This is a genomic window from Hymenobacter qilianensis, assembly GCF_014638675.1.
Classification (GTDB): Bacteria; Bacteroidota; Bacteroidia; order Cytophagales; family Hymenobacteraceae; genus Hymenobacter; species Hymenobacter qilianensis.
This window is the reverse complement of record NZ_BMFN01000005.1, coordinates 147,473-166,629: the sequence shown is the minus strand read 5'-3', so window position 1 is coordinate 166,629 and position 19,157 is coordinate 147,473. Positions and strand designations below refer to the sequence as shown.

The 19,157-nt window shown below is 64.5% G+C and carries 14 protein-coding genes; 11 read left to right on the top strand and 3 right to left on the bottom strand.

Annotated elements, in window-relative coordinates; genetic code table 11:
- Window positions 1-865: 865 nt before the first annotated feature.
- The 8 genes from IEW06_RS19615 to IEW06_RS19580 all read left to right on the top strand — a co-directional run bounded on the left by IEW06_RS19615 (window position 866) and on the right by IEW06_RS19580 (window position 13,378).
- Window positions 866-1,624 carry a DUF72 domain-containing protein gene (locus IEW06_RS19615; protein ID WP_187734462.1) on the top strand — a complete coding sequence of 253 codons (759 nt, stop codon included), beginning with the start codon at window positions 866-868 and terminating at the stop codon, window positions 1,622-1,624.
- Between the two features lie 1,108 nt (window positions 1,625-2,732).
- A complete protein-coding gene (locus tag IEW06_RS19610) occupies window positions 2,733-4,013 on the top strand; it encodes a hemolysin family protein (RefSeq protein ID WP_187734461.1) in 1,281 nt (426 codons plus the stop codon).
- A gap of 359 nt (window positions 4,014-4,372) precedes the next feature.
- On the top strand, window positions 4,373-4,993 hold the full coding sequence (locus IEW06_RS19605; RefSeq protein WP_188548813.1) for a porin family protein: 621 nt from the start codon (window positions 4,373-4,375) through the stop codon (window positions 4,991-4,993).
- A 320-nt stretch (window positions 4,994-5,313) separates the two neighbouring features.
- Window positions 5,314-6,333, top strand: coding sequence for an endonuclease/exonuclease/phosphatase family protein (locus IEW06_RS19600; protein WP_187734459.1), 1,020 nt, complete (start codon window positions 5,314-5,316; stop codon window positions 6,331-6,333).
- Window positions 6,334-6,777: 444 nt separating this feature from the next.
- On the top strand, window positions 6,778-7,431 hold the full coding sequence (locus IEW06_RS19595) for a response regulator transcription factor (protein ID WP_188548812.1): 654 nt from the start codon (window positions 6,778-6,780) through the stop codon (window positions 7,429-7,431).
- A 559-nt stretch (window positions 7,432-7,990) separates the two neighbouring features.
- Complete coding sequence (locus IEW06_RS19590) at window positions 7,991-11,089, top strand: sensor histidine kinase (RefSeq protein ID WP_188548811.1); 3,099 nt, start codon at window positions 7,991-7,993, stop codon at window positions 11,087-11,089.
- Between the two features lie 391 nt (window positions 11,090-11,480).
- Window positions 11,481-12,155, top strand: a complete 675-nt coding sequence (locus IEW06_RS19585) for a hypothetical protein (RefSeq protein WP_187734454.1) — start codon at window positions 11,481-11,483, stop codon at window positions 12,153-12,155.
- A complete protein-coding gene (locus tag IEW06_RS19580) occupies window positions 12,152-13,378 on the top strand; it encodes an aminopeptidase (protein ID WP_188548810.1) in 1,227 nt (408 codons plus the stop codon). The genes IEW06_RS19585 and IEW06_RS19580 overlap by 4 nt, the downstream gene beginning before the upstream one ends.
- 577 nt (window positions 13,379-13,955) lie before the next feature.
- On the opposite strand, the gene IEW06_RS19575 is transcribed toward IEW06_RS19580, so the two are convergent.
- A complete protein-coding gene (locus IEW06_RS19575; protein ID WP_187734451.1) occupies window positions 13,956-14,390 on the bottom strand; it encodes a lipocalin family protein in 435 nt (144 codons plus the stop codon).
- 76 nt (window positions 14,391-14,466) lie between these two features.
- Window positions 14,467-14,967 (bottom strand): hypothetical protein, encoded by a 501-nt coding sequence (locus IEW06_RS19570; protein ID WP_187734450.1) that lies wholly within the window; start codon window positions 14,965-14,967, stop codon window positions 14,467-14,469.
- Window positions 14,968-15,265: 298 nt separating this feature from the next.
- Between IEW06_RS19570 and IEW06_RS19565 the strand changes: the two genes are divergently transcribed.
- Entirely contained in the window at window positions 15,266-15,532 is a 267-nt protein-coding gene (locus tag IEW06_RS19565) for a hypothetical protein (RefSeq protein WP_187734449.1), read from the top strand.
- Between the two features lie 116 nt (window positions 15,533-15,648).
- On the opposite strand, the gene IEW06_RS19560 is transcribed toward IEW06_RS19565, so the two are convergent.
- On the bottom strand, window positions 15,649-16,014 hold the full coding sequence (locus tag IEW06_RS19560) for a hypothetical protein (protein ID WP_187734448.1): 366 nt from the start codon (window positions 16,012-16,014) through the stop codon (window positions 15,649-15,651).
- A 311-nt stretch (window positions 16,015-16,325) separates the two neighbouring features.
- Here IEW06_RS19560 and IEW06_RS19555 point away from each other — a divergent pair, with 311 nt between their 5' ends.
- Together IEW06_RS19555 and IEW06_RS20955 are read left to right on the top strand one after the other, a co-directional pair.
- Window positions 16,326-17,390: a chemotaxis protein CheB gene (locus IEW06_RS19555; protein ID WP_188548809.1), complete on the top strand. Its 1,065-nt coding sequence runs from the start codon at window positions 16,326-16,328 to the stop codon at window positions 17,388-17,390.
- Between the two features lie 65 nt (window positions 17,391-17,455).
- Window positions 17,456-19,042: a sensor histidine kinase gene (locus IEW06_RS20955; protein ID WP_308422048.1), complete on the top strand. Its 1,587-nt coding sequence runs from the start codon at window positions 17,456-17,458 to the stop codon at window positions 19,040-19,042.
- Window positions 19,043-19,157 lie beyond the last annotated feature (115 nt).

The window sequence follows — 19,157 nt, the reverse complement described above, 5'->3', positions numbered from 1 at the left end:
CGGACAAGAAGGGGGTGACGGTTCCCCGTTCTTCGTTTCCCCAACCCACCCGCTCGGGGGACAGCATTTCCGCTTCGCGCTTCGTTTCTTTATTAGGCCGGTGCGAGCGCAAAAACCGGTTTCCAAGCTGTCCATCCCTAAAATACCGTGAATTACCGCCCAAATACCGCCGATAAGGCACCCTTTTCAGGTGGTTGAACAGGTTATCTGCTTGTTTTAAACCGGTTTAAAACAGGTTTAAAACCTAGGGCGGCGGAAGGAGTCACCCGCCTTTTTGTTTCCTCTGTGCTCTCCGCTGTGCAGAAGGCCGCCCATCCCGCGCCTGTCCACATATGGGTCATCCTAAAAAAGGAGGGTTTTCGTAGACGCAACGGCCTCGGCGTAACGGCTCGTTACATAGGCTCAGTTATCAGTTGGCAAGTCTCATTGTGTCGTCTCGCAAATCAATGTCCTACGGTAATCGAATCCGTTGACTTAGTGGGACATGATGATTGGAGCTTGACGAACTACCTCTTTTTATCCTGCCGAACGCCAGAGCAGCCGCAACACACGATTGCCCTCGCTACCCCCAGAGAAAGGATTATATTTCATACTATTTATCTATTCAGAAAAGGGCATGCAAAGGCCCCGCAAACTGCGGTTTGCGAGGCCTTTGCGGGCGGCAAAAGTATGCAAGAAAGGGTCGTTTTTTGGAGGATTTACGGCGGCGTGCCGGGCCTTCGAGCGGCAGCCCCCTGCCGGGCCTGCAAAGAGAGCTACGATGACCAGCAGATGATACTGTGGGACCCCGGGAAGAGGCGCCTGGGGTAAAACGCCGAGGCAGCGTGGCACGTTATACCCCGACACGCCCGTCTAACTCCTTCCCATGCCTGCCCTCCTTGGCACCCTGCGCACTGGCACCAGCGGCATCGTCGTGCCCGGCCCGAAGGCCACCTTTCCCCAGGCCTACCAGGCGACGAGCCGCCTCACCTACTATGCCACCCTGTTTAACTCGGTGGAGATGAACAGCACCTTCTACCGCATCCCCCAGCCCAAAACGTTTGCGGCCTGGGCCGCGGAAACCGGCCCTGCGTTTGACTTTACCCTCAAGCTGTGGCGCGATATCACGCATACCAAGGCGCTGGCCGAGGACCTCTCCGGCCTTGTCCGCTTTCTCGAGGCCGCACGGGAGTTGGGCCCCAAAAAGGGATGCCTGCTCCTTCAGTTCCCGCCCAGCAACACCATTCGCCAGCTCAACGCGGTCAGTGCCCTCTTGCAGGCGCTGGCCGCGGCAGACCCCGCCCACGAGTGGCGCAAAGCGGTGGAGTTTCGCCACCCCAGCTGGTATGCCGAGGATACGTTTGAGATGCTGGACCACCACGGCGCCAGCCTCGTGCTGCACGACAAAGGGCCCGCCCGAAACGCCCGGCTCAACGAGGGGGCAGACGTTGTCTATCTGCGCTTCCACGGCCCCCAGGGCAACTACCGAGCGTCCTACGAGCGCGACTTTCTGCACGACCAGGCCGAGCAGATACACGATTACCTCCAAGAGGGGAAAGACGTGTATGCCTACTTCAACAATACCATGGGCGCCGCGTTTGACAATGCCCAAGACCTGCAGCGGCTGGTAGCGGAGCGGGCGTGAGCCGTACGACGCGCGTCCGGGGGCAGGGGGGCGCTGGTTTTTAGGGCCAGGCCGTGGTAAACCACGGCGCGGGCCTGTCTGGGTAAACTCTCCTTTCCGTGAACCCCTAGCATCTGGCCAGCACCAGGTGCCAACTGGCCATTGCAGGGCTGGAGGAGTGTACGAAACTCGTCTACGATTCAAAGTTTACGAAACTCGAAACTAGGTGCTTTCCCGGGCTCGGGCAAACAGGATTTTGGCAGCAGCAGTACCGCAAGGGCCGCAACACCTCCTGCCGGGGCAACCCAACCGAGCGGTACACCCGCCTGCTGGCACTCGCCAAACGAGGGGCCGCCGTTGCGCCTGGATGGCGGCAGAGGCTACCTGGTTGTTGACTTAGCTTCTCCTTGGGAGTTGGAATCCTGGCTACGGATTAGGGAACCCCATACTGCGAGCAATCCCTATGGCTATGCCTATCAAATGTGGAGTTAGGTAGACTATGAGACGTCCCATATTCTTAGCTGCTGAATTTAGTTAGAAACAGTCAAGCGCAATAGTAACGGATTGCTAGCAAATAGCGAGGGCCCTCTAATGGGACAAGAAAAGGAAAACGGCCTGCTGCGGGCTGGCTTCCTGCGCGGAAATTCCACTTAACATACCATACGTGGCTGTTGCAAAACGCCCAACGGTGCAGGTCTTAAGTCGCCTCAGCGACGAGAAGAGGTTAGCAAACCCCAAGGGAGGTCCCTGGTTGACAGCGGATAAAGCCTGAATAGCCGGTTGGCAGCCTACAGCCAGACTTTTGCAACAGCCACGGCCATTATACGACGGCTTGACAACCGAAAAGGAAGACGCAATGTCCGGCTTCTTTTCTTCGTGGCTTATCCTTAGAGACACGAATCCTGCGCTGTTCAATGCCTAGCTGACCCGCCTACTGTCGCCCGCCTGGAGCTGAAATTGGGTCCCGCCGCGGGGAGCGAAGTGTCTGGCCCGCCTAGGGTCATCATTCAGTGCGCAAGAGTTCCACCGAATGAGTACTCCTTTTGCGTATAGCCCTTACCCGCCCCCAGCGGGCCATCGGCGTGACTAGTCTATCTTGCCGTTCGTATCCTTTGTCTATCCCTACCAGATGGAACTACTCCTGATCCTGCTGCTGATCCTGCTTAACGGCGTCTTCTCCATGGCGGAGATCGCCCTGATCTCCTCCCGCAAGTCCAAGCTCGAGGCCCAGGCCAAGCAGGGCAGCAGTACGGCCCAGGCCGCGCTGGCCCTGGCCCAGGAGCCTACGCGGTTTCTCTCCACCGTGCAGATCGGCATCACCCTGATCAGCATCCTGACCGGCGTCTTCAGCGGGGCCGCCCTGACCACCCAGCTCGCCGGCCTCCTGGCCCGGCTGCCGGTACTGGCGCCCTTTGCCGATAACCTGGCCGTAGGGCTAATGGTCCTCTTCATCACCTACCTGTCCGTCGTGCTGGGCGAGCTGCTGCCCAAGCGCATTGGCCTCACGAACCCCGAGGGCATCATCAAGACCATGGCCGCGCCCATGGCCCTGCTCTCGCGCCTGACCTCGCCCTTCATCTGGCTGCTGACCGTCTCGAGTGACCTGCTGATCAAGCTGCTGGGCATTAAGACCCAACCCAGCCCCGTGTCGGAGGAGGAAATCAAGGCCCTGATCAAGGAGGGAGCCACGGAAGGCACCATCCAGGAAATCGAGCACGACATCGTCAAAAACGTGTTCAGCCTGGGTGACCGGCGGGTGGGCTCCCTGATGACCAGCCGCCAGGACATCGTCTGGCTCAACCTGCACGAGGACGTGGCCACCAACAAGCAGACGGTGCTCACCCGCAAGCAGTCGGCCTACCCCCTGGGCCAAGGGAGCCTAGATGAGGTGCGCGGCATGGTTTACCTGAAGGATCTGGTGGATGACCACCTGGACGCGCAACTGGGGCGCCTGGCCGAGCTGCAGCACGAGCCCCTGTTTCTGCCCGCCTCGAGCAAGGCCTACCACGCTTTGGAGTTGTTCCGGCAGCGGCGCGTGCACCAGGGCATCGTCGTGGACGAGTACGGCGGGGTGGTGGGCCTGGTCACGCTGGACGATTTGCTCGACGCGCTGGTGGGCGACATTTCCCCCGACTCCGCCGAAAACCCCGCTATTGTGGCCCGCGAGGACGGCTCGTTTTTGCTGGACGCGCACTTGCCCTTTGCCGAATTTGCCGAGCGCTTCCATATTCCGGCCGCCCAGCGGCGGGGGCTGGGCAGCTTCCACAGTGTGGGAGGCCTGGCGCTGCATGTGCTGAATACCTTGCCCCGGGCCGGGGAGCATTTTCTCTGGGAAGGCCACTACTTCGAGATTGTGGATGTGGACCGCAGCCACATCGACAAGATCCTGTTTCGGCCCAAGGACACGTAAGGCGAGGTGCGCCAGGCATCCGGTTCGCCCCGTTGACGGGTACTTGATAAAGCTCATCCCCTGGGATGAGCTTTGGCATGTGTAGGGGTGGGCGGGATTGGTACCTTTGAGTGGCAGCTGCGGGCACAGCGATCGGCTCTATGACGAAGGCCTTAAATAATGCTCTGAAAATCAATTGTTTAACCAAACAAAAATTACGTGTTGGCCGTCTTTAATGGGGTTGCTGTCCCTGCGGAAGCAACCTGACTTTCGGGGCTTTCGAGCCCTTTCCTGCCGGGCTAACATAGAAGCCTTTACCACCCACCCTTTCTTACTTTCTAGCTATGAAAACGATTCTTCCAATGAAAAAGATTCTTCCAATGAGAACGCTCCTACTCTCCCTGGCCCTGCTGACTGGCGCTACCGCCGCCCAGGCCCAATCCGCCGCCGGAGGCGGCTCCCGCTTCGGCTTTAAAGTGGGCGTGGTGGCCGCCACGCTGGCCGGCGACGACAAAGACTTCCAGGGCGACGTGCAAAACCGCTTTGGGTTTCTGGCCGGCCTGACGACCACCAAGGCCTTGGGCGTGGGCAGTCTGTTCGAGCTGCACCCCGAGCTGCTGTATTCCCAGCGCGGCTACCAGATCGACGACGTCTCCAAAACCACGTTCCACAATATCGATCTGCCGCTGCTGGCCCGCGTCAACGCCGAGGGCCTGGTGTTTGAGGCCGGGCCGCAAGTGGGCTACCTATTCGCCCGCAAGACCAAGTTCGAGGATGCGGCCACGCCCGACATCACCGCCCGGGGGGAGCTCAACAAGCTGCTGTTCGGCTACATCTTCGGCGTGGGCTACCAGTTGGCCAGCGGCCCCAATGTCGGCATCCGCTACAACGGCGGCATCACCCGCCTCTATGACGGCGATGCCGCGCTCGCCGGGGGCAATAAGATTCGCAACTCGGTGTTTCAATTCCACCTGGGCTTCGACTTCCCCGGGGGCAACTAAGCCGCAGCCCTGCCCGTAAAAAAGCCCGATTTCCGCCCTGGAGATCGGGCTTTTTTTTTACTTTCTCCGTAGGGACTTTTGTGCCTCTTGCCCTCCCGAGCGCCGCCCTTTCACCCCCCACTAGCTTCTCTTAGTTGCCTTGGCACTGCCGGTTACCCGATCTTGCCTCCTGGAAGTAGCTACCCAGGGTTACGCAGGGTAACTCCTTCTCTTCCCAAGACGCTGGCAGCCCGGCTGCCCGGCACCTGCCGGGTGGCGGAGGCGCGGCTCGCCGGCAGATGCTTACCTTACGGGCTTTCCACGGCTCTGCTCCCCCACCTATGACGTCACTGGCCGCCTGCTTGCGCTACCTGCTCGCCGGGGTGGGGACCCTCGCGCTGCTGCTCACGCTGCTCTCCCTGGGGCCCGCCCCCGTCTGGTGGCTGGAAGTGCTTAAGTTTCCGCGCCTGCAGCTGCTGCTCACCCACGCGCTCGTGCTCAGCGGGCTGCTATTGCTGGGCCTGCCGCCCCCGCGCCGGGCCGGGCTGCTCTTGCTGCTGGGTACTGGCGTCGGGTTCGCCCTGCAGGCGTCCTTTCTGCTGCCCTACACGGCGCTCGGCCCAAAGACAGTACCCGACGCCCGCCCGGCCGCGGCGGCGAGCCCGGCGAACCGCGTGCGGTTACTTATTGTCAATGTGCTCATGGACAACCGCCACGCCGCGCCGCTGCGGCACCTGGTGCACCAGCTGCAGCCCGACGTGCTGCTCGCCCTGGAAACCGACGCGTGGTGGGTGCAGGCGCTGCGGCCCCTGCACGGGCAGTACCCGTACCGCGTCGAGCTGCCGCGCGCCAATACCTACGGCCTGGTCCTGTACTCGCGTCTGCCCCTGCAGCACACCCGCGTGGCGTACCTGGAGCACCCCGCCGTACCCTCGCTGCACACGCGCCTGCGCCTGCCCGATGGCCGCTGGATCAACTTCCACGGCGTGCATCCCCCGCCCCCGGTGCCGCTCGAGCACCTGGCGACCCGCGACGACTACCAGGATGCGACCCTGCTGCAGGTCGGCCAGCTGGTGCAGCAGCGGCCGGGCCCCGCCATTGTGGCGGGCGACTTCAACGATGTTTCCTGGTCGCATACCACTCGCCTGTTCGAGGCTGATGGCCGGCTGCGCAACGTACGCCTGGGGCGCGGCCTGTACAGCTCGTTTCGGGCGACTTCCTGGATTCTGCGCTGGCCCCTGGATCACATCTTTGTGACCCAGCAGTTCCGCTTAGTGACGCTGAGGCGGCTAAGAGACATTCACTCCGACCACTTTCCCATCTACGCCGAGCTCCTTCTGCCGGCCGCGGACGCTCCCTGAGCCCCGCAGCCCGTAGGCACCAGCTGGCAGGGGCGTTTTTTCCGTCACCGCGTAGGGCATGTACTAAAGGGAGTCGATCTCCCCACCGAGCGGCATCCACCGCGACAGTGGATGGGTCGTACCCCTTGACTCAGTCTCCTTCTCCCGGTGCAGGATTGCCCACCAGGAGGCGCTAGCTCGCTAGGGCAACCCGGGGCAGTAGCAACTTTATGGCTGGGCCCCTTGTACCGCAGCGACTTATTGGTGATAACAGACTTGCTTGCTTACCATAATGGCCATTATTGGAATTTGTAGAACGGCAGCGCCTCTTCGCTAGTGGGTAACCGAGCATCATTTCCCTGTTCGACGTGGCTGATGCAGGCTCTTTATCGCGGGGGGTGAGGCGGTGTTTTCTCCCCCTTTTGTGTCATAGCGCCGGGTGGGGAAGGGGCTTATCTTTGGCGCATGCAAACTCGCCTGCCCTTAGCCATCATCGAAGACCAGACGCCCATTCGCGACATGCTGCACCACTACCTGGGCGCGCAGCCCGAGTTTGAGTGCGTGCTGACGGCGGCGTCGATGGAAGATTTCTTTCGGCAGCTGCCCGCGCTCGGCACCCCCCCGGCGCTGGTGCTCTCCGACATTGGCCTGCCGGGCCGCTCGGGCATCGAGGGCTTGCCTCTCATTCTGGCCCGGCTGCCGGGGGCGCAGGTGCTCATGCTGAGCGTGTACACCGATGCGGCCCGCGTGTTCGAGGCCATTTGCGCGGGGGCGGTGGGCTACTTAGTGAAAAACACCCCGCTGCCCGTCATCAAAGCCAACTTGCTGGAGGTAGCCGCCGGCGGCTCGCCCATGTCGCCGGCCGTGGCGCGGCACGTGCTGCAAGCGTTTCGGCGGCAGCCGCCGGTGGCCGTGGCGGCCACCGCCGCGGCCCGCCTGACGCTCCGCGAGCAGGAAATTGTGACAGCCGTGGAAGAAGGCCTCAGCTACAAGCTCATTGCCGACGCCTTTGGCATCAGCCTCGATACGGTGAAGAACCACCTGCGGGCCGTATACCGCAAGCTGCACATCAACTCGAAAGGCGAGCTGCTGGCCCTGGCCCTGAAGCGGCAAGGCTGAAGGGTGTTCAATACGCCTATCCTTTCGTGACTTTGGGCTGGGTGAAAACCAGCGCGAGCTAGTCAAATGGCAGACAGCGCGCTGCGCCGCAAGTGGCAGGGGGTGTACTTCAACTGAACGCGGTAGGAGTAGCCCGCGAGCTCCTTCGCGGCGCGCTGCCTGATGGCCTACGTGGTTGCCTTTCCGTAAGTCAGGGGAACTCTACCTCTTTTTCATGCACCGGCCGTGTTAGACAGGGCCCCGCAGCAGTCAACCCTTTCACATGAGGGCTTTATGTTGTACCGTTGTAGGATACTATTCTAAGTTATTCTTAACGTCATGAAAACCAGCCCGTCTGCCTGTTGTTCCTCCTCGGCGGGCTGCAGGCCTCCGCGGCGGCCCAGCCGGCAACGGACAGCCGCGCTAGCGACGTATTTCGCTTACGACCACCACGAGCGCTGCCCCCCGGCGCTCACTCCCCAGACTCCCCCCACCTGCTTTCGGGAGCAAGTTACCCATACCGATCTACCCGCGTTGGGTGGATGGACTACCGCCACTGCCTACTTAGCGCCCATGCCGCGTGATCTGTATACCCACCTTTCCCCGGCCGGCCGGCGTGCTGCGTAAGCGAACGAACATCCTGGGCTGGCTGGTGGGCGGCTGGCTGCTCGTTACTGGGCCGGGGGCGCGGGCCCAGGCGCTGGCGCAGCAGCCCGACCGCGTCCTGAGCACAGTGGGGGTCCGCGACCTGAGCAGCGACCCGGCGGGCTTTGCCTGGGTGGCCGCCCGGCAGGGCATGTTTCGCTACGACGGCCGGCAGCTAGTGCCCCTCAACCAGCTGGTGCGGCAAGGCCCGCGCCTGCGCGGCGAAGCCTTGCGGGTGGTGGCCGATTCGGCCGGCACGGTGTGGGTGGGCATGCACGACGGGCTGTACGCCTTCGTGCCGGCCACCGGCGAGCTGCGCCCCGTGCCCCTGCCCCGGCTCACGGGCCGGCACGGCCGCATCAACGCGTTGCTGCTGCACCGGGGTACGCTGTGGTTTGGCCGGGGAATGGACCCGTGCCAGGTGTTCCGGCTCTCGCTCCGGCGGCCTCAGCAGTCCGCCCGGCTGGTGTGGCAGTACCCGCAGGGCCTGATCGCGGCCATCGAGCCCGACTCGGCGGGGCTGCTACTCCATAGCTTCGAGCGCAGCTGGCGACTTTCCCCAGGCGGGCAGGTGCACACCCTTGCCCCTCACAGCCGGCGCTACCGGGTGCAGCAAGCCGATGGCTCCCGCCGGACGCAGCTAGCCGACCACCCGCTGCGCCTCCCCAACAGCCCCTACTTCTTGACCGATAGCGTGCTGTACGAACATCGGCCGTCGCAGCCCCGGCGGGTACTGGCGCGCTGGCGCCGCAACCGCTCCTCGGCCGCCGTGCCGCGCCTCAATGTGCTGGAGCTGGACAGTACCTGGTACTGGCTGGGCGACGAGGAGCTGCTGGCCTTGTCCATCCGGCGGCAGCGGCAGGCGCCGGAGCTGCAGCACTACCCGCTGCCCCTGGCCCGCGAGTGGAACGGGTGGCTGTGCTTCAACCGGGCCCGGACGGGGCTGTATGCGTTTGCCGAGGGCATGCCAGGGGTGATCGAACTGCGCCCCCGCCGCGCCTCCATTCAGGCCCTGCCCGTGGCCGGGAAGCAGCGCCTGAGCACCCGCGCCATCAGCCGGCTGGCCGATGGCCGGCTGCTGGTGGGCAGCTACTCGGGCACCTTTACCCAGGCGGCCGACAGCCCGCTGGCCCCCCTGCGCCCCTGGCCGGGCCAGGCGCCCGGCCGCGTCTGGTACTGCAGTTTGCGCCTGCCCGATGCGAGCCTGGTCGTTGGTTTTGAAAACGGGAGGAGCGTCGGGCTGCTGGCCGGGGGGCGGTTTGAGGAAATCAGGTGGGCCGGGCCCCACCCCGAGCCCACGGGCAAAACCATCTTCTGCCTGCTGCGCGACCGGGCCGGGCGGCTGTGGGCGGGGGGGCAGCAGGGCCTGTTTGCGCTCGACCTGGCCCGCCGCACGCGTAAGCGCTACCGCGAAGCCGACCCCGCCTGGCCCTTGCACGGCTGCGAGATTGAGGCCCTGAGCGAAGGGGCGAACGGGGAGCTGTGGCTGGCCACCAACCGGGGGCTGTACTGTCTGCAGCCCGCCACCGGCGAGCTGCGCCACTACGGCCCCGACGAGCCGCCGCCCTACCGGCTGCCTACCGGCCTGCTGCGCTGCGTGCTGGCCGCGCACCCCGACAGCGTGTGGGTGGGTACCCTGGACGCCGGGCTGCTGCTGCTGCACCCCCGGCGGGGCGTGCAGCGGCAGCTCACGCTGGGCCGGGGACTGCCCAGCGAAGCGGTGGCTTTTGTGCTGGCCCCCCGGCCGGGACGGGTGCTGTGGGTAGGCACCCACCACGGGCTGGTACGCTACGAGCCTCGCACCGGCCGGCGCAGCGATCTGACCACCGCCGACGGGCTGGCGACCAACGAGCTGAACCGCCAATCGAGCTGGTACGACTCGGTGCAGCAGCGCCTGTACGTGGGCGGGGTGGGCGGGCTCAGCTTCCTCGCGCCCCAGGACCTGACCACCCCCGAGTACCAGCCCCGGCTGCTGCTTACCAGCCTCACCCAGCACCACGCTCAGCCCGATACCATCCGCACCGATTACCTGGCCGGCACCCTGCCGAAAGGGCTGGAGCTGGCCCCCGGCGATGCCTTTGCCGACCTGGCGCTGAGTTTAAGCGACGACGGCGGGTCCGCGCTGGGACGCTTCACGTACCGCTTGCGGGGCACCGGCCCCGCGCCCTGGCAGGAGCTGGGTACCAGCCACCACCTGCGCCTGCAGGGGCTGGAACCGGGCGACTACACGCTCGAGATCCGGGGCGAAACGGAGCTGGGCACGCCCACCCGCAACCTGCTGCGCGTGCCGGTGCGGGCGCGCACCTACTGGTGGCGGCGGCCCGGCGTGTGGGCTGCCCTGACGGCCCTGCTGGTGGCGGGGGCGGTGGGCGGGGTGTATGGGTGGCAGCAGCGCCGCGGTCGGCGGCGCGAGCAGCACTGGCAGGCCGAGCACGCCCTGCGCCAGCGCATCGCCGCCGACCTGCACGACGACGTGGGCAACCTGCTCACCCAAATCAGCATGCACAGCGACCTGCTGCGCGAAACGCCCCACACCCCGGCCCAGACCCGGGCCCGGCTCGACGCGCTGGCCCTCGCCGCGCGCCAGGCCGGCCAGCAGATGAGCGACGTGGTGTGGAGCCTCCACGCCGGCCCGCTGCGCCTCAGCCAGCTGCTGGAGCGGATGCGCGACCACGCCCAGGAGGTTTTGCCCCCCGCCGGCCTCGACGTGCAGTTCCGCGTCGCCCCCGACCTGCCCGACCCGGTGCTGGCCCCGGCCCTGCTCCACCACTTCTACCTCATCTACAAGGAAGCCTTGCACAACGTGGTCAAGCACGCCCAGGCCACCACGGTCACCGTGCAGCTGGCGGCGGCCCCGGCTGGCCTCACCCTCACGGTGGCCGACGACGGCCGCGGCCACAACGGCCGCCCCCGCCCCGGTGGGCGCGGCCTGGCCAGCATGCAGGGTCGCGCGCAGGCCGTGGGCGGCACCGTGCGCTACGAGCCGTTGATGAAGGGCTTCGCGGTAGTGGTGGCCTTGCCGCTAGCCGGGTAGCAGCCCAGCCCGCGCGGCCTCAAGGCCATACACCTGCCCCATGCCGCAGTTCCCACTCTCCGCCCCCCGACCTGCGCCCGTGGCGCGGTACGCCGGGGTGTTACACGCGGGCGACGCCCGTGGCAGCTCCGGCCCGTCGGCCGCGTGTCTCGCACAGGGGCCAACATGAGCGGCGACAACGAGCTACCACCCGGCTCAGAAATGCTGGGCCGGAGGACGTCCTTCCCGGCAAAGTACCACGCCTCCCAGGATTTCGCATGACACGAACGTGTCATACCGCGACTGTGCCGTGGATGGTAGATTTGTAGGATTAGTGGATGAAATTGTATTCACCGGCCGCTGCCTCGAAGAAAGCCGCGGAATGTTCACTTTTTCTTTTTCCCCCAAGCGTATGAGCACATCTTACCCTTTGGCCGCCACTCGTGGGCCCGGCGCCTCCCCCGCCCGCCTTCCCCGCTCGGCCCGCCACCAGCGCTGGCCTGCCAAGCGGAGTGGCACGGCGTGGAGTACGCTGAGCACGGGCGAGAACACCCTAGCGAATGCGCTGGCCGTAAATGCCAGCGTCAACGGGTACGCCGGGGGCAGCTTCACCGCAGGGGGTGACGGCGTAGAGATGACGGCCTACTTCGGCATCTACCAGGATAACATGCCCTTGCCTACCCTCACGGCCCTCTCGGCCAGCAGGGGCGTGGCCAGCCGCCTACTCCGTCTGACAGGCACCGGCTTACGCGGGGTCACGGCCGTGACCTTTACCAGCGCCCGCACGGCCATTAACGCGCCGGCGGGCTTCGTGGCCAGTGCTACCCGCATCACGGGCGTCGTGGTGCCGGCGGGCCTGGCCCCCGGCGCCTACGCCGTCACCGTGACGACGGCCGGCGGCACCAGCAACGGGTTGCCCTTAACGGTAACGGGGCCGACTCCCACCCCCAGCCGCTTTATGCCCGCCAACGGGGTGGTGGCTATCACCCTCCCTCCTACCGGCACCACTGCCATAGCCTTTGACAAGACGGCGGCCCCAGATCCTTTTTCTTTTCTATCCCTCACCCCCCATTCCCCATTCGCATGAAAAACCGCTACGCACAAACCAGTGGGCTGCTCGGCCTGCTGTTGCTGGCCAGTCCCGTCCTGGGCCAGAATTATGAGCAGATCGCCAAGCAAATCGTCAATACCTCCGCCGGCGTCAAGCCCGGGGAGCTGGTGATGATTACGGGCGGCCAGCATACGCTGCCCCTAATGGAAGCCGTGGCCGTGGAAGTGGCCCGCGCGGGGGGGCAACCCAATATGCTACTGACTACCGATAAGGTCGCCCGTGCCACCAGCGTGGAAATGCCGGAATCGGCGATTCAAGCCTCAAAGTCCAGCAATTGGCTCTTAGGGGCGGATGTCCTGATTCAACTGCCCAGTGTAGAAGACGCCAAGACCGTGCTCGCGGGTACCACGCCGGAACGTCAGGCCAAATTTGCGAAAGTGGCGGCCGAGGCGGGGCTCAACAAAAAGCTGGATGCCGCCAAAGTGCGGGGCGTTTTCGTGAGCTACCCTAGCAAAAGCTACGCGGCGAATCAGCAACTGGATTACGCGAGCTACGAGCAAATGGTGTGGGCGGGCATCGGCACCGATTATACGGCCATCTCCACCCAGGCGCAGCAACTGAAACAACTACTCGCGACGGGCAAAAAAGTGCATATCACTTCTCCCGCGGGCACGGACCTGACCTTTCAGCTCGCCGCTCGCCCCGTCTTTGTCGACGATGGGGTGCTGACCGCGGCCGATCAGCAAGAGAAACTAATCTATAACCGCACGGCCGCCCTACCCGGAGGACGGATTTATGGCACCAGCTTGGAGACCTCTGCCACGGGCCGGTTGGCGGCCTCCCCCGGCACGTGGAATGGCAAACCGTTTCAAGGCTTCAAAGCCGACTTCAAAAGTGGGCAGATGGCGAACGCGAAGGCGGACGTAGGAAACGAAGATTTGCAGAAGTACCTCGCAACGTATGATCCGAGTGTGATGCAACTCAGTTCCTTTTCTATCGGCCTGAACCCGGCCATGAAGGCGCAGGAGCAGAAAGGCTATAACCCGAATACGGCCGCGGGCATGGTATTAGTGGGGATTGGGGGCAATGAACTGCAGGGTGGCCAAAACAAGGCTGCCACCAGCAACAGCTTCCCCATCGCCAACGCGACCGTGGAAGTCGATGGTCAAGTAATTGTGCGCAACGGCCAACTCGTGGCGCCGATCACGGCCAAAGCCGCCCCTGGGGGCAAGAAAAGCCCGAAAGCCGGTAGTCGGTAGCCCTTGAGAGGCTCTGACGGCAGTTTCGTTGCCAGAGCTAAACTCCCCTGTAGATCATCTGCTGAACAAAGCCCTGCGCCCTCTACGGAGGAACGCGGGGCTTTTCGCGTTCGATAGAGTTGACTCAGACGAATTCATCGACCTAGCCTAGGAACGGCCCCTATGCTTTTATCCTAGGGGCTTATTACCGCGCAGAAAAGGACTTTCCTTCGAACGCTTGCCGCAACTCCTACATGACTAGAGCTATGTTGATCGAAAATATCATTTAGCATAAGGGCCGTGGCTGTTGCAAAAGTCAACCCCAAGGCGGCAACTTGTTCTTCGAACCACTAAGCACCCCCACGAGGAGCCCTGCCTATGGCCTGCTAGCCTCTACTAGTCGACGGCGTTACCCTCCAGCTCCACGATAAAAGCGTTTTGCAACAGCCACGGCCATTATGTCAAAAACGGGGGGCGCGGAAGACGTTCTATTCTTCCCGGAAGCCAGTACCAGCGCCGTTGGCCAAGGGGTGAAAGAGCCAGAGGGGTCAAACCCGGGCGTCTACCAATCTAGGGTGGGAATAGAAAAGTGGGCGGTCTAATTCTTTACGAGGGTAAGCACTTCCACCGTATAGCTCGTGCCAGGCTGGGGTTTGCCACTGGTTAACACCAGTTTGGCGGGCGTAAACTCGATGATTTCATACCTACCGTTGAAGGTGCCCGCCTGATAGGCCAGGGTCAGGGAGGGAGGGGCATAGGTATAGGTGCCCGCAATAACGCCGCCTAAATTTACCGAGTAGTAGTCGAAGGTTTTGTTTGATTTGAACACGTAATAATTAGGCGTACTGGACGTGTTGTTTGTAGCCAACACGGCCCCTTTCTCATCGTACACCGTTGATTTCCAGGATTCTTCATTCCAGCGACCAACTAGGCCTTGTTGAGGCGTAGGGTCGTCTTCGCCCTGGGTAGTGCAGCTAAACGAAGCCCAGGCCAGCAAAAGCAGGAGGAAAGAAACGAGGACGCGTGAAGGCATAAAAGGCGCTATAAGGGAAATCGCCCGGAAGGTACGAGTCCGTAGCAGCATGGTGCTACCCTAGTTCATTTATCCGCTATCCCAGCCCGCAGGCCCAAGCCCGCGCTGCTGCCACGTCCCGAAACGTGCGCAGTTCAAAGGGCAGCTGCTGTTGGGCTCTGGCCTGGGCCTGCCCCAGCAGCTGCGTGTTGCCCGGATCCAGGGCCGCCAGGGCGGCAAACCGCTGCACGCCCCCACTCACCAGCTGGGGCAGCACGTGCTGGGCCACCCAGGCCAGGTGCTCGGCCGGCAGCGGGCCCAGCAGCAGCCGGTCATCGGCAATCCAGCCCGTGATGCGGTACTGGCGGGCCAGGGTCAGGGCCTCCAGCACGGCCTGGCGCAGCATGGCCCCACTCGCTGCGCCCGACCACTGCGCTTCGATGGCGCGCGCGGCCCCCTGCTGGTGCAGGTAAAGCGTCATACAGGTAGAATACAGCAGCAGTTGCATGGCCGAGCGGGTGCGAGGAAGGCTAGCCTGCTGCCCGCGGCGAAACAGTACCGGGAGGGAGGCTAGCGGAAAAGGAAAAGAGGATACCACCCGAAAGGTAGAGACAAAAGGACGACCTCCCCCTACCACGCAGGCCCTAGTATCTTTTCCAGGCCCCGATGCCCAGTCCACAACGCTGCCTGCTCGCCGTACACCACCGCGCAGAACGAGTCATCAGGGGACTGCGCAGCCCGGCCTGTTCGCCGGGCCCCAGCCCGTGCGCTGGCTGCTCTTCCAGCGGGCCTCATGCGACTCCCCCTGGGAGTACGAGCCGGAACTGACGCGCGAAGAAACCCCCACCCCCGGCCTTCGTATAGAGAGGCCCGTGGACCTGAAAAGCACGGAGGAGATGGCCTGTTCCTACTTTACCCCGATCCCGGAGGAGCTGCCCGCCGCCGAGCGCGCGGCCCGGTTGAAGCGGCAGCAGCATGCCGAGTGGGGCATTGCCGTGGCCCGGTTGGGCGGCACGGAACCCGGCACAGCCATTCTGCAGGAGTTGCAGCGCTACATCGACGGGCAGGTCAGTCTGCAGCAGCTGGCGGGTCAGGACGAGCTGCCTCGGCCCTCGGCCCGGGTCCTAGAAGCCACGCTGCAGCGGGAGGAGTTTACCCGCTAAAACGCCTCCGCTTCTCACTTCCCGCCAGAGCTATGATCCCCTCGCGCCCGAAGCGGCCTGCAATCGTCTCGTCCGCCGCCTCGCGCTCAAGCGCGCCTAGGCTCTCCTGGGCGGCCCTACGGGTGAAACCCGTACCTTACGGATCCTCTCTTTCCCCTCCCTATGGCTGACTCGCCCTTGCCGCCTTCCCCCCCGCCGCTGACGAGCCCCAGCGGCCACCCCTGCGGGCAGAAGACAACCCAATGCGGGCCGGGCCGGTCGCGGCTACGGCCCACGAGGCCGCGCAGGCGCGCTACCAGCAGAGTCAGGCGCGCTTTCGCACCGTCTTCGAGAATTCGCCCCTGGGCCAGCAGCAGCTCTTCTAAGCCATGGCCATAGTGGTGTAATACCTGCTGCACGCGATGGGGTGTCCCCCCAGGGCCACAGGCCGCGCAGGGCCAGGCCTGCGTGTCATCATACCATTCCTGTAATAGTAAGTCCATGGGTAGTGGGGATAGTAAGTAAAGGACGACCTCGTACGAAGTACTACGCTCGGCAGCGCTACGCAATTTCGAGGCCAATCAGACTACCCCGGTGGCCGGCCGGCGTCGCGGTAGGGAGGCCATTTCCCCCGCCAGCCGGCGGGGTAGCCTGCCCCGCGGGGGGCAGCCGGCAGGGTTGCCGGTGATGGGAATTCTATCAGCCGGGCCCGTACGGGGGCAATCGGGTGTCGATGACGACCCTTGGCTCAGCCTCCGGGGCTCATTGTGCGTATCTGCTTCTACTTGGTTCACCTCCCCTCGCCCCCAACGCCATGGCCGCCTCTATTCGTCGCTCGACCAAGCGTCACCACCGCGACATCGTCGTCATCGGCGCCTCGGCCGGGGGCGTGACGGCCCTGCTCGAGCTCGTCAAGTCCCTGCCCGCGGACTTTCCCGCGCCCCTCTTCGTGGTGCAGCACGTGGGGGCGGATTCGCCCAGCATCCTGCCCCAGCTGCTGAGCTCGGTCTCGGCGCTGCCGGCGCGGCACCCGCAAAACGGCGAAACGGTGAAACCCGGTGTCATCTACGTGGCCCCGCCCGACCATCACCTCTTGCTGGAAGGCACGACGGTCTTGGTCACGCGTGGGCCCAAGGAAAACCGCTTCCGACCCTCCATTGATGCCTTGTTCCGCTCGGCGGCCTACACCTTCGGGCCCCGCGTGATTGGCGTGGTGCTCACCGGCTACCTCGACGACGGCACCTCTGGGTTGTGGAGCGTGCAGCGCATGGGCGGGCTCACCATCGTGCAGGACCCCCACGACGCCGAGCAGCCGTCGATGCCCACCAACGCGCTCGAATACGTCAAGCCCGACCATCTGGTGCCGCTCTCCCAGCTGGGGGCGCTGCTGGGGCGCCTCACCACGGAGCTGGCCCCGGGGAAGCCCCCCCTGCCCGCCGCCCAGCTCGACTTGCTGCGCATTGAGCTCTCGATTGCCAAGCAGGGCGGGGGCTTTGAGTTGGGCATCATCGACAAGGGCAAGCTCACCCCGTTTACCTGCCCCGATTGCCACGGCGCGCTCACCCAGCTCATCGAGGGCCAGCTCATTCGCTACCGCTGCCATACCGGCCACGCCTACACCGTCAGCGCCTTGCTGAGCGAAGTCACCCAGTCCGTGGAAAGCCTGCTCTACCAGTCCCTGCGGGGCCTGGAGGAAACGAGCCTATTGCTCCACAACCTGGGCGCCCACTTTCTCGACAAGAAGGAACCGGCCGTGGCGGCCCTGTTTTTTCAACAAGCGGAAAAGGCCGGCCAGCAGGCGCGCGTCGTGCACGCCTCCATTCTGCAGCACGAGGCGCTGAGTGGCGATTTGCAGTTCCAGCCCCAGCACCCGGCGTAGCCCGTACCCCCCAGCCCGCTAGCCCGCCGAATAAAACCGTACCTTCCTGTCAGCCCCATACGAAAATGCCTGATTCCGAGCCATTTGCCCACTCTAGCGCCCGCCCCACGCCCCCGGCAGTGTCCTTCGTCCGCCCTGAACCGGAAGCGGCGGGCAGCGCCGGCGCCCGCCAATTGCTGGCCCTGGTGCGGGACTCCCCCGCGTGCCTGGCCAGCCTGGCCGGCCCCGACCACATGGTTACGGTGACCAATGAACTGTTTCGGGGGCTGTTCGGCAACCGGCCCTTGGCGGGCCTGCCCCTGCGGGCCGCCTTGCCGGAGCTCACCAGCCAGCCCTTTTTCGGCCTGCTGGACGAGGTCTACGCCAGCGGGCGCACGGGGTACGGGGTGCAGGCAATCGCCTACCCCGGCCGCGGCGGGCATGGGCCCGTCCATTTCACCTTCATTGGCCAAGCCGTGCGCGATGCCGCCGGCACGGTGACGGGGCTGCTGCTGTTTGCCTACGACGTGAGCGCCCACGTGCTGGCGCGCCAGTGGGTGGAGACCCACGAAGAGCAAGCCGCCCGTACCCGCCAGCAGCTGGCGGTCGCCAACGAGCAACTCTCCAGCACGAACGAGGAGCTGGACGTGATTAATGAAGAGCTCACGGTGAGCAACCACGAGCTCAGCGTCACCAACGTGGAACTGTCCCTGGCCAACCAGCGGCTGGCGGTGGCCAACAAGCAGCTGCGGGCCGCCAACGAAGCCATGCGGCGGCAAGCGGGGGAACTGCGCCGGGCGGAGGCGGCCGTGCGCCAGCTCAATGACGAACTGGTGCTCACCAACGAGGGACTGGTCGACACCGTATCCAACGCCGTGGGGGAAGCCGAGGCTGCCCAGCGCGCGGCTGAGGGGTTGAACCAGCAATTGGCCGTGGTAAACGACCAGCTCTCCGCCGTTAACGACCAGTTAGGCGCGAACAACCAGCAGCTAACCTTTACCAACAGCGAGCTGGACACGTTCGTCTACACGGCCTCGCATGACCTGCAAAACCCCATTACCAACCTCGAAGGGCTGCTGGCAGCCTTGCGCGAAGAGCTGCCGGGCGACTGCCAGGCGGGCCCGGCGGCGCCTATTTTGGCCCTGATGCAGGAGTCGGTGGAGCGGTTCCAGCGCACGCTGAGCCATCTGGCCGCCCTGGCCCGCCAGCCCCCCGCCCTAGGCGCGCCCCCCGTCCCGGTGAGTTTGGCGGCGGTGGTGCAGGACGTGCTGCTGGACCTGGCGCTGCCCCTGGCCGCGGCGGGGGCGCAGGTGGAGGTGGACGTGGCCGCGTGCCCGGCGGTGGCCTTCCCGGCAAGCAACCTGCGCAGCGTCATCTACAACTTGGTCAGCAACGCGCTTAAATACCAACGCCCCGGCCTGCCCCCGCGCGTGGAGGTCCGCAGCCGCCTGGAAAACGGCGGCGTGCTGGAAGTAACCGACAATGGGCTGGGGCTCACCGAGGGGCAGCAAGCCCAGTTATTTGGGCTGTTTCAGCGTGTGCACACGCACGTGGAGGGCTCGGGCGTGGGCCTGTACCTGGTGAAGAAAATGGTGGAGAACAGCGGGGGCCGCATCGACGTGGAAAGCCAGCCCGGGGTGGGCAGTACGTTCCGGGTCTATTTCAACCGTTGAGAGGCGGGGCAGTAGGGAGGCGAGTAAAGGGAATAAGTCCCGCCCCTCACCTCCGGGCCACGGCGGCCCATACCCGTACTTGTGGAAGAACAGTGCCCCCAATAACAAGGAGTCG